Raw genomic sequence first — 14,056 nt, 5'->3', positions numbered from 1 at the left:
ATAGCCTCTAGTATTTAAAACCACGATGTAGGGCGACAATACCCCCTGTCATATTTTGGTAGGTAGTTTGTTCAAAACCAGCTTCATCCATCATAACCTTAAGGGTTTCTTGATCTGGGTGCATGCGAATCGACTCAGCAAGGTAGCGATATGATTCGCTATCATTTGCGATCATTTTACCCATCGAAGGCAGTAGATTAAAGGAATAGAAATCATATAGCTTAGACAGTGCTTCGTTGTCTGTTTTAGAAAACTCTAACACCAATAGTCTGCCACCCGGTTTTAATACTCGGTACATAGAACGCAGTGCGGCATCTTTATCAGTCACATTACGCAGACCAAAAGCAATTGTGATGACATCGAGTGAGTTGTCTGGAAATGGCAAGGCTTCAGCGTTCATCTGAACGTATTCGATATTACCGACTAACCCTAAATCACGTAATTTCTCGCGACCTACTTTTAGCATAGAGTCATTAATATCGCCAAGGATAACCTGCCCGCTGTCTGTTACTAACTGGCTGAATTTTGCCGTTAAATCCCCGGTACCACCTGCTAAGTCGAGTACTTTATGGCCTTTTCTCACACCTGAACAAGCAATAGCTTGGCGCTTCCAAAGGCGATGGATCCCAAAAGACATTAAATCATTCATAATGTCGTATTTTGCAGCCACTGAATGGAATACATCGGCGACCATCGATGCCTTTTTTTCACGATCAACAGTTTTATAACCAAAATCAGCAGTATCTTGCGGCGACTCTTTCATTGTTTTCTCTTTTGGGGTGAACACTATGATGTGCTTAGTGTACTTGATCGCGTGACTGACGTGCAATTCATAACCATGTGATTTTGTCTGATTATTGTAAGATTAGTCAGCTACGAGGGGATGTAGTATTCTTGCTTTAAAATAAGTGCTTTATGTGCTGCTTGAGAAGCTTTTCGCGCAAGCGCTGTAAAGTCTGCTTCATTCTGTTGTTTTACTATCCCGACAGATAACTCAACACTTGGCAGCTCCAGCGGGCTTTTTGAGCTCACGAACTTGAGTTTTTCTACGCCTTTACGCACTTTTTCAGCGATAACTAGCGCGGTGTCAGGTTCTATATCCGGCAGTAACACGGTGAATTCATTTTTACCTGTTCGTCCAGGTAAACCACTTTCAAACACATACTTTTGAATCTTCTTGGCTACACGATTAAGGACAATTTCGCCAATCGCATCGCCATATTTGTCTGAGAATTCATGGATATTCTCTACTTGTATCGCAATGGCACAAATAGACTTTTGTTGCTTTAGCCACTGCTGTGTTTGTTGGTTTAAGTAGTGACGTTTATACATACCCGTTTGAAGGTCAATGATATATTGTTTTCTGAGCTTAAGTAGCTGTTGCTGCGTTTTTTGATGGGTGATACGCGCTTTTTTTAGTGTTTCTTTAAAATGAGCATGGTGTTGTAGCAATGCATCGGTTTGCTTTGATAGGAGCTGCAAAGCGCGTTTGCTTTGTTTAATATTGTGTTCATCTAAACTGTGTACGCAATGATGCAGTTGTTCTGAAAACTGACTAATATTACGTTGTGAGTTTTGCGAAGAGCTTTGTAAAGTAGATAGCATGTCATCTACATTCTTTAACATGGCAGCTTCTTCTTGATGACCCTGATTAATGTGCTCAAAATAAAGTTGTTCTAAATAGATGCTGTCAATTTTTTGCCCGCTGTTCAAAATGCGTTCAAGTGCTGCATTCAGATCAGGGTCAGACTTACTTATATAGGTATAGGTAACTTGGTAGTTTAGTGGCGTCGGCGGTAAGTGATGTTGCTCTAAAAATAGGCAGACTTTTGTCATTTTCTCTTGTGCAACAGCCATGGGGTCATGGAATATCATGTCAATTACCGCAATAATAAGTCAGCTAAAAGTGTGTGTGCAATCTTGATATCCTTGGGCTGTTGCTTAATGTCTCTTCAGTGGGTGCTACATTACTGAGTCATGGTCGTATTTAAAAGCAAAATCGATAGTTTTGAAATAGAAAGTTGAGTTTAAGGGAACTATTTGCTGATTTTATAACCAATTTGTTATCGTTTGTTTGATTTTTACACTAATGCCAATTGTGGTGTCTATCGAAATTAGTTGCGGTGAATTGATATGCTTAGATACAGTGCCAGCATATTCTTAGAAAAGAAGGTCTTCAAGTGAAACACACTTTAGCAAATTATACGGCAATCGCAGTGTTGAGCGTTTGCTTATCTGCTTGCCAGCTCACTCAAACTAATATTGATACACGGTTTACTGAGATAGCAGATCAAGTCGAAGCAATGAGAGTCACAGATAATGCATATGCGAAAACAGCACTTGATGATGCTTTTTTATTACCTGATTTGTCGCCGCAGAGTTTGGCACTTACCTACCAAAAAAACCGCCAGTTACTTAGTCGACTAGATACACTGGCGGTGGAAAATTTAAGCGCCGAAAATAAAATCAACCATACGATATTGCGTGCACAAATTCAAAATGACGTGGATGAGTATGAATTTAATAGTCATTATGTTCCTTTGACCTCTGAATATGGTTTTCACTCAGGTATGTCATCAATGGTGGGGGGACATGACTTTTCTAGTAAATCGGGCTTTGAGCTGTATTTGCGTCGACTGGCGCAAATCCCGCGCTATTTTTCGCAAAATATTGAGTGGATGAAAGAAGGCATGAAGGTTGGCCTGACTCAACCACAAGCTGTGTTAAAAGGCTATGAAGAGTCAATTGCTGTTTTTATCGTGCAAGATGTCACGACTTCTGAATTTTACACGCCATTTTTAGTTAACTCTGCCAACCTTGAAGAAACAGAGTTTGCTCAATTACAAACACAAGCGCAGCGTGTATTAACGCGACAGGTTATCCCTGCGTATCAAGACTACTTTGATTTTTTCGTTAATGACTATAAGCCAGCTGCACGACAGGAAATAGGGATCTCTTCAACTGAGCACGGTAAAGCGTTTTATATTAACCGCGCGCGTCACTATACCACGACATCTATGACGCCACGTGAGATCCATCAATTAGGGCTACAAGAAGTGGCACGGATCCGCAGAGAAATGCAGGAGATTATCGATGATATTGGTTTTGAAGGGACATTTGCAGAGTTTGTTGAGTTCTTGAGAACTGATCCGCAGTTTTATGCTACATCACCGGAGCAGTTGTTAAAAGAAGCGGCTTACATAGCGAAAAAAATGGATGCGCAATTACCTAAGTTATTTCATACCTTACCGCGCAGACCTTACGGGGTAGCACCAGTGCCTGCTAGCATCGCACCGAAATATACTACTGGAAGGTACAGCGGTGCTACAAAGGACGATGAAGCCGGATTTTATTGGGTGAATACCTATGCGTTAGATAAGCGACCATTGTATGTACTTGAAGCTTTGACATTACACGAAGCTGTACCTGGACACCATTTACAAATAGCATTGAATGCAGAGTTGGAGTATTTACCAGGTTATCGTCGCAATACATATATTTCGGCATTTGGAGAAGGGTGGGGCTTATACTCGGAATATTTAGGCTTAGAGGCGGGCTTTTATAAAGACCCTTATAGTAACTTCGGCCGCTTAACGTATGAAATGTGGCGAGCTGCGCGGTTAGTCGTTGACACCGGTATGCATATGTTTGGCTGGAGTAGAGAGCGTGCAATGAACTTTATGAAAGATAACAGTGCGCTATCACTGCATAATATAAAAACTGAAACAGATCGTTATATTTCTTGGCCAGGACAAGCACTGTCTTACAAAATAGGCGAGTTAACAATTAAGCGCTTACGTAATGAAGCGGAAGTCGCACTGGGTGAAAAATTTGATATCCGAGAGTTTCATCATCAAATACTTCGCCATGGCTCGGTGCCTTTGTTTGTGTTAGAAGAGCAGATTGACCTTTATATTCAAGCACAGTTAGCTAATCAATAGGATAAAAACCAGTACGGTGCCTATTGTCTAGGCACCGTACGATATTAATTAACCTCAGCTCTGGATAAGCAAATTTGCCCAATAAAGCTATTTTTCTCACTCTCGGCGTTGTTTTCATGTGTAATAGCCCGCTATTACTGCATAAAAGCGCCTTGATATTGAGCGAAATATCATCATTGGATGGTACGTAAGTTTGGTTTCAAAACATTTTCTATTGCAAAACCCTTATCCAAACTTAAGGTTAATTAAGCAAGCTCAATAGTAATTGCATGGTTTGTTTCTGGCTGGTACAGCTTGATGAATTCAGGATTAATTGTTCGCCAATAAATAGCGTGTGTTGCGCTACAGCTAAGCGAGCTTGCTCATCCTCGATAGTGTCAATATCAGCGACATGCGCAAGCCCAATGGTACGACGAATGAGCTCGGTACCACAATACCCCACAGCATCTTGTATGATACTGCCAACAAAGTATTCAATATAAACTGGATCACGCAACGTCACATCTTGGCTGTGCGCATTGGCTAAGGCGTTCCAGCTTTGTTCGAACGTATATAAACACTCAGCAATACATGATATTAAATAAGTTTGCATTTGACGACGTTGTGGCAAGCTTTCAATACGTGCCTGTTGCGCACAGTAGTTTAGTAGTAAGTTTCCAATGAAAGAGCCCAAGTCAAAGCCAATTGGACCAAAAAAACCGAACTCAGGGTCAATGACTTTGGTGGTGTTTGCGTCGACAAAAATACTGCCAGTATGCACATCGCCATGCAGTAGTGTTTGCGGTGAGGAGAGAAATTTGGCTTTTAGTTTGGCCACTTCAAAACGAAGATGCGTGTTGCTCCTTAATGCGTTGACATGTTCTGTAAGCGTTGTGGGAAAATTATTTCGTTCATGCTGATGATAAGGGTCATCAAAGAACAGTTCTTCAGTAATGGCACATAATTCAGGATTTAAAAACTCACTGACGAGGGATTTCTTCTTAGCGGGAGTCAGCACGAAATCACTGTAATTAAAGCTAGTGGTGGCCAAGTGAGTGGCAATATCTTTGCTTAACTTAGGAAAGGTCTCACTGTTATTAAGTGCGGTACGAAGAATTGCTAGTTGCCCAAGGTCTTCTAATATTGTGAGCGCCAATTGATTGTTCTGGTGTAATACTTTAACGGTCGTCTCTGGGCAAATAGCACTGTGCAACTTTAAAACACTGGCTTCAATACGGGCTCTATCGAGTGTTAAAGGCCAGGACTCTCCCACGCAGCGCGCATACGGGAGCGCTTGCTTGAGAATAATACTACGACTTGTACTGTCACTGACTCTAAATACTAAGTTTAAGTTGCCATCGCCAAATTCATAGCAATTCAATGGGGCCTGTAGGTCGAAGAGCGGGGCTAAAGACGCCACATAGTCGAGCGCTTTTTCACTATCAAAAACAGAGTATTGAGTCATAGATTATTATCTCAAAATTATTAAGTGGATAGCATTCTATGTTTTTAAGTGTTTAGATGTCTATACATCTTTAGGTCTTGATGTAGAATATCAAATGACTTTTATTCAACATGAGACGGCCAATGCAAATATTAGAAGCGCGGAGTTTGAAATATCAAGATGGTGCAGTATGGGTACTTGATCAGTACTTGCTACCTCACCAGAGTAAATGGCATTGCTGTGAGACTGTATCGCATATGCAGTCGTTAATTGTTGAATTAAAAGTGCGTGGTGCGCCGTTAATTGGTTTGGCAGCAACATTGCTCGTTGCTTACTTGGCTGAACAAGGTGAGACACATAAAGCGTTAGCGCAAGCGATAGATGACTTGGAAGCAACGCGACCGACAGCAGTGAATCTGATGCATTGTATGAATAAAATGCGCCAAGCGTTAAGTAAGCCGAACTATGTATCTGCGCTTGTAAATACCGCTGAAGCATTGTTTTTAGAGGATATTGCACTATGTGATGCGATGGCTGAATTGGGAGCAAGCTTAGTTGAAGCTGGCGACCAACTATTAACTCACTGCAATACCGGCGCGCTTGCTACAGCCGGTGTTGGTACCGCATTAGGTGTTATTTATAAAGCGCATCAACGCTATGGCGACATTCATATTTGGGTCGATGAAACACGTCCTTTGCTGCAAGGGTCGCGCTTGACAGCCTATGAATTAGAAAGTTGGAAAATACCCTATACCTTATTATGTGACAATATGGCTGCTAGCTTAATGGCTGCTGGTAAAGTGGATAAGGTTTTTGTCGGTGCTGATCGTATTGCGGTTAATGGAGATTTTGCCAATAAAGTAGGCACTTATAACTTGGCTGTCTTAGCACACTTTCATAATATTCCATTTTATGTGGTCGCACCGCGAACAACACTTGATGTGACTTGTGAGAATGGTCAAGCGATCCCAATTGAGACGCGAGACAATGCGGAGGTACGCGGTGTTAGTGGCAGCTTTGGCAAATGTGAATGGGCGCCCTTAACTAGCCAAGTTTATAATCCTGCCTTTGATGTAACACCAGCAAGACTAGTAACAGGTTGGGTGCTAGATACGGGGGTATATGACCAATCATTTGTTTTACAGCATGGCTTGCACAAGATACAGCTGGTTTAAGATTGGTACCATGTCTTATGGGTCGTATGACGGATAATCATAAATAAAGACAGGTAGTGAATATTACCTGTCTTTATGTTATCTAGTCTATCAGTGGAAATCGCTTTGCGATTTCAGACTCCGTTGATGTGGCAACCCAGCCTTCTTGGTTGTCAAATAATCGAATTGCACTAAATTCCGGATCGCTACCCATGTCGAACCAATGCGGTGTATTTTTAGGCACGGATATGAGATCACCTTGCTGACATAACACTTGAAAGACTTGTTCATGTACGTGCAAGCAAAATAGTCCTTGTCCTTTGACAAAAAATCGTACTTCATCTTCGCTGTGGGTGTGTTCAAAAAGGAACTTCTCGCGTAACTGTGCAGCATTTGGGTTGCCTTTAGCGAGGCTTATAACATCTACAGTTTGATAGCCCTGCGCTGCTTTTAGTCGAGCAATGTCAGTTTGATAAGCCTCAATGATGTCCTCTTGGTTCATATCATCTGTAATGTTATGACTTGCCTGCCACCGCTCGAATCTCACACCAATATGGCTAAGTTGCTGGGTTATGAGTACTGGATCATGGCTATCAAAAGTATGTTGAGCGGGGTTATCGTGACGGTAAATAGTAAGTTGGCTCATACGTTGCGACTCATATATTGATTAAAGTCAGTGATGGCATTATGGACAGGGGATTGCGCTTGACCATCACGCCATAGTTGTAAGGTTGCTAGACCTGCCGTTTTAGCGGCGTCTAACTCTTCGATAATATCACTTAGAAATAGCACTTCCGCTGCGCTATATGGGAGTTGTTCAACAATAGAGTGATATGATTGTGGCTCTTTTTTTCCGCCAACCTTGGTATCAAAATAGGCCTGAAATAATGGCCTCATATCTCCATAATCAGAATATTCAAACAGCAATTGTTGTGCTTTTACAGAGCCTGATGAATATACGTATAAAGGTGTGCCTTCGCGGTGTTGTGTACTGAGAAATTCAAATGCATCAGGATAAATATGACCCGTAAAATCACCATTTTCATAGCCTGCTTGCCATATTAACCCTTGCAATTGCTTTAAAGGGGTGACTTTTTCATCATTTTTTATCCAGTTAAGCAATGCATCAATTATCTCAGGTGCAGATGCCATAGGATTGGCAATGAGCTGTTTTACTGCGTTTAATTGTGTGGCGACTTCAGGAGTATGTTGATGTTTTTCCACAAATTCGGGCAAATGTTTGGCGGCATAAGGAAATAAGACATCTTTAACAAATGATATTCGAGTGATAGTGCCTTCGATATCTGTGATAATGGCTTTGATCATCTTGTACCCTCTAATTTTATACGTTCAAGTTCGCAAGTAAATAAAAATTCTAACCCTTCGATATGGCGGCGAGTTTCTGCAACGCTATGGCCCATCGCATATAAACCATGGCCACGTATCAATACACCATGCACAACTGGCGTGGTGGTATGGTGATCGGCAACACGCAGAGCGAGTCTTTCGATATCTTGGTCATTATCAAAAATAGCAATATGTAAAGGGGTTAAATGACTGTCAATGCCACGGAGTGACTTTTGCATTTCATAGCCCTCTATGCGCAAAGTATCATCGCCAATAAAGCGTGATAATGTTGTTGCGGCAACAGAATGGGTATGGAGCACACATTCAGTGTTTGGACTAAGTTGATATAACATAAGGTGAAGCGCTGTTTCAGCGGAAGGGATGCCATTACCTGCGGTGATCTGCCCATCAGCACATAACTCTAAAAAGTGCCCGGGTTCGAGGTACCCTTTATGATACCCACTTGCAGTGACAACAAACCCTGAATCAGTTCTTATTGAAAAGTTGCCACCAGTTGCGGGGACCCATCCTCGTTGGCTTATCCAATGCCCTGTCTCAATTAAGGCGCTTTTTGCAGCATGGTTTTGCATCTTATGTTACCTTTGCGTTATGCATTACAATTCAATTTAGACGGCTATACATCTATTTCGATCATAATAACATCGCTTTTAAGATAGCACTACCAGTGAATATCGAATCCATAAAAGTGAGCTTATAAAGTTAAAGGTTGGCATTGGTGGCAATACATCATAGATTTTTGGAGAAGCGCAGTGCGTAGTAAATTACCTAATCTTGGTATGAGTATTTTTAGTAAAATGACAGGGCTGGCAAATCAGTATGGGGCAATTAATTTGTCGCAGGGCTTTCCTGAGTTTGATACCCCAGAATTTTTAAAACGCAGATTGGCAGACTATGTTCAGCAAGGAGTTAATCAATACGCTCCTTCAGCAGGCATTGCGCCGTTACAGCAACAAATTAGTGCATTGGTCAAAAGGCGTTATCAGGCGAATATCAATGCTGATGATATGGTAACAATGACATCTGGTGCGACTGAAGCTTTGTTTGTTGCTATCCAATCGATCACGCGCTCGAGCGATGAAATAATAGTATTTGATCCTGCCTATGATTCATATAAGCCGGCGATTGAGCTTGCTGGTGGTAAAGCGGTACATGTTGCACTGAGCGCACCAGATTATATGATTGACTGGGTTGAGGTTAAGCGCCTTATCAATGATAAAACGCGAGCCATCATTATTAATACGCCACATAACCCCAGTGCAAAGACCTTGAAGTTGGCCGATTTAACAAGCTTAAAAAAACTGGTCATTGAGCATGAGCTTTATGTGATCAGTGATGAGGTGTATGAGCATATTACTTTCGATGAACAGCCTCATTTAAGTGTGTTACGAGATCCCGAATTATTTGAGCGTAGCTTTGTGGTGTCGAGCTTTGGTAAAACCTTCCATTGCACTGGCTGGAAGATTGGCTACTGTATTGCTCCAAGCAAATTAACTATTGAGTTTAGAAAGTTACACCAATACGTGACATTTTCTAGCTTTACGCCCGCTCAGTTTGCCTTGGCAGATATGCTGTCGGAAGAGGGAGCACATGTTGACTCTTTGGCTCAGTTTTACCAACAAAAGCGAGACTGTTTAGTGGCGGCATTAGCGTCTAGCCGTTTTCAAGTCTTACCCAGTGAAGGCACATACTTTTTACTACTTGATTACAGTCAACTCTCAGAGCTAGATGATGTAGCGTTTTGTGAGTATTTAGTCAAAGAAATTGGCATTGCGGCGATACCGTTAAGTGTTTTTTATAACAAGCCGACAGAAGACCGTGTGATCAGACTATGTTTTGCTAAAGACACTAACACATTACTTGCTGCTGCACAGAAGTTATGCCAACTCTAACACCTAATGGCAGCTCGCAATTATGCGTGGCATGAATGCAGCAAGACATTGCTTGGTTACAGCCAGAACTTAGTTTTACCCAGCTAGGCACGTTATTAACCAAGCACTTGAGCGATCTCATTCACCCGGTTGATTTAGCTGTTGTTGAAGCTTAGTCAGGTTCTATTTTACAAGGGCTTATTACCACTGCTCAGCGTTTTCAGGCGGTTATTGCGGGATCTGTATTGGTAAAGCAAGGCGCAAAACAAGTTAACCGCTTTTACTGGGAACGCCCAGATGGCACCATATCATATGATGATAAAAGACATTTGTTTCGACTTGGCAATGAAGGTGAGTATGTCGAGGCAGGGCAAGCCAAAGCGATATTTACCCTTGGTGAGTTCAGGTTGTTACCACAAGTGTGCTACGCTTTACGATTTCCTGTTTTTCAGCGAAACCATAATGATTATGATGTCATGGGTAATGTCGCTAATTGGTCAGCTGCCAGACGACATGTCTGGGACACCTTGTTGATGGCCAGAGCAATAGGAAATCAGTGTTATGTACTCGCTTGTAATCGCATTGGCACTGATGGGAAAGAAGTTGTACACAATGGTGGTACCGCTGCCTATGATGTTAAAGGTGAGCCGCTAGTGCAATCACCTGATGATCAGGCTTGTGTTGACATTGTTCAATTGCGCAAAACACTTTGGATGAATTCCGAGCTGGTTTCCCGGCTCATTTAGATGCCGATGAGTTTATACTGCGTTAATTCGCCGTATGATGAGTCAGTCGTTGGAGGCCACTCACTTCGGACTCTTGCAATGTAAAATAACCAAGTAAGCGGCGCATTTCGTTGGCTTGGTCCGCCATTTGTTTTGCCGCTGCCATCGTTTCTTCGGTAATAGCGGAATTTTTTTGAATTAAATCAGTTAAGCGCTGTACCACCAAATCGACTTCGGTGATCGCTTGTTGTTGTGTCATGGTCGATTGATTGATTTTGACGATGGTTCCGTTCACTTGAGAAACTGCGTCTACGATTTGCGCTAATTTGTGACCTGAGCTATTTGCCATTTCGGTGCTTTGTTCTACTTTTTCATTGCTGTTTGCGATGATACTTTTGATTTGCTTCGCTGAAGCGGCGCTTCTACCAGCGAGTTCTCTGACTTCATTAGCGACCACAGCAAATCCTCGACCGTGTTCACCTGCTCGTGCTGCTTCAACCGCAGCGTTGAGTGCTAACAAATTGGTTTGAAAGGCTAAAGCGTCAATAACAGAGACGATTTCGTTGATATCTTTACTGGCATTGTTGACTTCTTCAATGGCAATCACGGTATCTTTTGATAGTGTGCCACCTTCCTGAGCAATATCTTGTGCATTGTCTGATAACTCAACTGCATTACTTGATTGTTTCGCCACCGCGGTTATCTCACTTAATATATGACCAGTGCTGGCGCTTGCTTCTTCTAAATTGGCTGCTTGCTCCTCAGTTCGGGTACTGATCTCGGTATTACTGGTCGCGATCTCACAGGCACTTTGTGAAACATGATTCGCGGAGAGTTTGATCCCTTCAATCACTTCAGTGAGCTTACTAATGGTATTATTGACATCGTGTTGTAACGCAGAAAATACCCCAAAGTAGTTACCGGAGATGGTGTCAGTTAAATTACCCTGAGACACGGCGCTTAAAACATGCGTTACTCCGCTGATGGCTTCTGAGATGGTTTCGATTGAACCGTTGACGTCTTCTTTTAACTGTTGTAGTTGACCTTGTAATGAAAGTTCTATCTTAAGGCTGAAATCGCCTTTACACATGGCAGCCATAACAGAACTCAACTCATCGATGACTTGATTTAAATTTCCAATTGATTGGTTTATGTCTGTTTTTAGTGTGTCTAACTGCCCTAGCATGGGAGAGTCAATGGTTTGATCAAAGCGACCATGGCTAATGGCTGTCATAACGGATGAGATTTCACCAACGGCTTGATTTAGGCCTTGAATAGAGGAGTTCACGTCATTTTTAAGTTCACCTAACTGGCCTTGGGCTGGGCAATCGACGCTCTGAGTGAAGTCGCCTTTGCTCATTGCCGCCATGACGGTACTGATATCACGAATGATTTCTGCAAGATTTTCGACACTGAAATTGATGTTCTCTTTCAGTTCATTCAATTGCCCTTCTAGAGAGACACTGACTCGTTGAGAAAAATCGCCCTCACGTATGGCGCCCATAACAGAGCTGATTTCATTGATTGCACCTGCAACACTGACGACTGAGTTGTTGACACTGTCTTTCAATTGGCCCAGCCTACCTTGAGCATCAATTGTGACACGATTTTTAAAGTCGCCATGCTCCACATTTGCCATTACCTCCACAATTTCATTCATCGTGTTGTCGAGCGACTGTAATGATTGATTGATGTTGCTTTTTAATTTGTCCAAATCGCCAGACATTTCTGCTTTAAGTTGAATGTCAAACTGACCGATTGACATGGCTTTGACACTTTGATTGATTTCAGTAATAGCAATATCTAGGCTATCAGCACAGTTATTAGTCGATTCTTTGAGTGTGGCCAACTCTCCTTTACATTGAGCTTTGATCCGTTTAGAAAAGCAACCTGACGCTATTTCGTCCATCACTAAGTTGGTTTCAGAGATTGATTGTTGTAATTCATCTAATAAAGAGTTAAATGCGTGAGCCGACTGACCAATTTCATCTTTGGATGCAATTGGAGCTCGAATAGAAAAGTCACCTTCTTGCTCTACTCGGCGCATCGTATTGACCAGAGAATGAGCCGGTTTCGTTAAGGTACTGGCAAATAAGAAGGCGATGAAAATGATGGCAATGATGGCAATAATTAAAATAATGGCCAATAGGCTTTGCAGATTCGAAATTGCTGTGAAAGCTTCTTTTTCATCTATCTCGGCCATCAGAGCCCACTTCGCGCCGAGCACGTTAATGGGCATAAATGCTGATAAAACAGGTTGACCATTGTAATCAATCACCAGTTTCTGGCCTTTTTCACCTGCGATGGCCCTTTTAAATGCCTCGGTTTCGATGGTGCCTTTCTTTGGGTATTTAAATGAGTTTATGACGGAATAGTTAACCGGATCTAAGTAAGAGTCAGAACGCATTAGGCCATCGGCACCAACTAGATAGGTTTCGCCACTTTCACCTAAGCCCTCGCGTTCTGTCATAATGAGATTGAGGTGATCAATTGACAATTGGAATATCAAAGTTGCAATGGCATTGCCGTTATAAACTAAAGGGGAAGCGATAAAACTGGCCGGAGCATTGTAAGATGGCATATATTTTTCGTAGTCAACAAAGACAAATTCTTCTGAGGAGGAAAGCTTCCGAGCTTGTTTGAATACTTTCGCAATGTTGCTTTCTGCATAAGGGCCGGTTAACAATGAGGTGGCATAGTCGAGCTCTTTGAAGACGGAGTAAACAATATTACCGGTGTCATTGTCGACGATGAATACATCGTAAAAAAAGTTTATTTCATTAATTTTTTGAAAGTAATGATGGTATTTCATATGACTTAAATCGTATGCATCGAGATGATCAGTCGTGAGTAATTGGCCTTTTTCGCCGAGCCCATTGGGGTTATCAGAGATGTAGCGAGCCTGTAATTCAAGCCCTCTTTCGCTGATCCTAGTGATTAAATCACCCGGCGACCCGATATGTGGGTTTTCTGCTGCAAACTTCGCCCCAAACTCATCTCGATAAAAAGCCCTTAAATTCTCTGGTGCACTAGGAATTCCCCCAATCTGATTAAAGGCGTTAATAAATTCGTAAGCCGCTGACTGAGCATAGGGATTGTGCGCGGTGGCATTCATTTTACTCTGAATTGCATTAAAGTGACGCGTAACCGAACTTTTTTTTATCTCACCCACTGCGGCCAGTTGCGAATATGCTTGCTTTTGAAGTGCATTCGATGCTTGGATCAAAGCGATGGAAATGATGATCCCGATAGGTACCAGTGCAACGAGTAAAAATGCGAACACAAGCTTTTTAGTTAGGTTTAATGAATGATAGATCATGCTAATAGTTGCCACTGAGCACCCCCTGTATTGAGTATTGCTAGCCCATTCAAAAATAGAGCCTTGCTGAAAAGTGTAGAACAGTTCCAGTCAACGTCTAGTGAAAGAGTTAAATTTGAAGTGGCTAAGATTGGTATATTGATCAAAGGCCGAAAAGTGTCAGCCATCAATTATTTTCAGTGACTTGAATGTGTTCAATGACGTCCCTGTTATGTAATAACAGCACATGACACAAAATTTGCGATATTAATAATGGAA

The 14,056-nt window shown here is 42.0% G+C and carries 10 protein-coding genes and 1 pseudogene; 4 read left to right on the top strand and 7 right to left on the bottom strand.

Features of this window, described 5'->3' with window-relative positions; translation table 11 throughout:
• Positions 1 to 7 precede the first annotated feature (7 nt).
• Together ubiE and CWC18_RS12900 are read right to left on the bottom strand one after the other, a co-directional pair.
• Positions 8 to 763 carry a bifunctional demethylmenaquinone methyltransferase/2-methoxy-6-polyprenyl-1,4-benzoquinol methylase UbiE gene (gene ubiE, locus CWC18_RS12905; RefSeq protein ID WP_138593015.1) on the bottom strand — a complete coding sequence of 252 codons (756 nt, stop codon included), beginning with the start codon at positions 761 to 763 and terminating at the stop codon, positions 8 to 10.
• A 110-nt stretch (positions 764 to 873) separates the two neighbouring features.
• The gene (locus CWC18_RS12900; RefSeq protein ID WP_138593016.1) at positions 874 to 1,875 is read right to left on the bottom strand and encodes a GGDEF domain-containing protein; all 1,002 of its coding nucleotides are present in this window, start codon (positions 1,873 to 1,875) and stop codon (positions 874 to 876) included.
• 305 nt (positions 1,876 to 2,180) lie between these two features.
• On the opposite strand from CWC18_RS12900, the gene CWC18_RS12895 reads away from it, so the two are divergent.
• A complete protein-coding gene (locus CWC18_RS12895) occupies positions 2,181 to 3,941 on the top strand; it encodes a DUF885 domain-containing protein (RefSeq protein ID WP_138593017.1) in 1,761 nt (586 codons plus the stop codon).
• A gap of 241 nt (positions 3,942 to 4,182) precedes the next feature.
• Here CWC18_RS12895 and mtnK read toward each other — a convergent pair whose 3' ends face one another.
• The gene (gene mtnK, locus CWC18_RS12890) at positions 4,183 to 5,385 is read right to left on the bottom strand and encodes an S-methyl-5-thioribose kinase (RefSeq protein WP_138593018.1); all 1,203 of its coding nucleotides are present in this window, start codon (positions 5,383 to 5,385) and stop codon (positions 4,183 to 4,185) included.
• 122 nt (positions 5,386 to 5,507) lie between these two features.
• Between mtnK and mtnA the strand changes: the two genes are divergently transcribed.
• Positions 5,508 to 6,539, top strand: coding sequence for an S-methyl-5-thioribose-1-phosphate isomerase (gene mtnA, locus CWC18_RS12885; protein ID WP_138675395.1), 1,032 nt, complete (start codon positions 5,508 to 5,510; stop codon positions 6,537 to 6,539).
• A gap of 82 nt (positions 6,540 to 6,621) precedes the next feature.
• Here mtnA and CWC18_RS12880 read toward each other — a convergent pair whose 3' ends face one another.
• The 3 genes from CWC18_RS12880 to CWC18_RS12870 are packed head-to-tail and all read right to left on the bottom strand — an operon-like array spanning position 6,622 to position 8,455.
• Positions 6,622 to 7,164 carry a 1,2-dihydroxy-3-keto-5-methylthiopentene dioxygenase gene (locus tag CWC18_RS12880; RefSeq protein ID WP_138593020.1) on the bottom strand — a complete coding sequence of 181 codons (543 nt, stop codon included), beginning with the start codon at positions 7,162 to 7,164 and terminating at the stop codon, positions 6,622 to 6,624.
• Complete coding sequence (gene mtnC, locus CWC18_RS12875; protein ID WP_138593021.1) at positions 7,161 to 7,844, bottom strand: acireductone synthase; 684 nt, start codon at positions 7,842 to 7,844, stop codon at positions 7,161 to 7,163. The genes CWC18_RS12880 and mtnC overlap by 4 nt, the downstream gene beginning before the upstream one ends.
• On the bottom strand, positions 7,841 to 8,455 hold the full coding sequence (locus tag CWC18_RS12870) for a methylthioribulose 1-phosphate dehydratase (protein ID WP_138593022.1): 615 nt from the start codon (positions 8,453 to 8,455) through the stop codon (positions 7,841 to 7,843). Before CWC18_RS12870 ends, mtnC begins: the two co-directional genes overlap by 4 nt.
• A 207-nt stretch (positions 8,456 to 8,662) precedes the next feature.
• Here CWC18_RS12870 and CWC18_RS12865 point away from each other — a divergent pair, with 207 nt between their 5' ends.
• Both CWC18_RS12865 and CWC18_RS12860 read left to right on the top strand, forming a co-directional pair.
• Positions 8,663 to 9,775, top strand: a complete 1,113-nt coding sequence (locus CWC18_RS12865; RefSeq protein WP_249930127.1) for a methionine aminotransferase — start codon at positions 8,663 to 8,665, stop codon at positions 9,773 to 9,775.
• Between the two features lie 155 nt (positions 9,776 to 9,930).
• Positions 9,931 to 10,526: pseudogene (locus CWC18_RS12860) on the top strand (nitrilase-related carbon-nitrogen hydrolase); the annotation flags it as partial.
• Here CWC18_RS12860 and CWC18_RS12855 read toward each other — a convergent pair.
• On the bottom strand, positions 10,523 to 13,813 hold the full coding sequence (locus CWC18_RS12855) for a methyl-accepting chemotaxis protein (protein WP_171041104.1): 3,291 nt from the start codon (positions 13,811 to 13,813) through the stop codon (positions 10,523 to 10,525). The pseudogene CWC18_RS12860 and the gene CWC18_RS12855 overlap by 4 nt on opposite strands.
• Between the last annotated feature and the right edge of the window lie 243 nt (positions 13,814 to 14,056).

The organism is Pseudoalteromonas aurantia (assembly GCF_005886875.1).
Classification (GTDB): Bacteria; Pseudomonadota; Gammaproteobacteria; order Enterobacterales; family Alteromonadaceae; genus Pseudoalteromonas; species Pseudoalteromonas aurantia_A.
This window is presented reverse-complemented; position numbering and strand designations above follow the sequence as displayed.

Coding starts and splice junctions, on each gene's coding strand:
- CWC18_RS12865 (WP_249930127.1), top strand. CDS start 8,663: ATGAGTATTTTTAGTAAAATGACAGGGCTGGCAAATCAGTATGGGGCA.
- CWC18_RS12900 (WP_138593016.1), bottom strand. CDS start 1,875: ATGATATTCCATGACCCCATGGCTGTTGCACAAGAGAAAATGACAAAA.
- mtnA (WP_138675395.1), top strand. CDS start 5,508: ATGCAAATATTAGAAGCGCGGAGTTTGAAATATCAAGATGGTGCAGTA.
- CWC18_RS12880 (WP_138593020.1), bottom strand. CDS start 7,164: ATGAGCCAACTTACTATTTACCGTCACGATAACCCCGCTCAACATACT.
- mtnC (WP_138593021.1), bottom strand. CDS start 7,844: ATGATCAAAGCCATTATCACAGATATCGAAGGCACTATCACTCGAATA.
- mtnK (WP_138593018.1), bottom strand. CDS start 5,385: ATGACTCAATACTCTGTTTTTGATAGTGAAAAAGCGCTCGACTATGTG.
- CWC18_RS12870 (WP_138593022.1), bottom strand. CDS start 8,455: ATGCAAAACCATGCTGCAAAAAGCGCCTTAATTGAGACAGGGCATTGG.
- ubiE (WP_138593015.1), bottom strand. CDS start 763: ATGAAAGAGTCGCCGCAAGATACTGCTGATTTTGGTTATAAAACTGTT.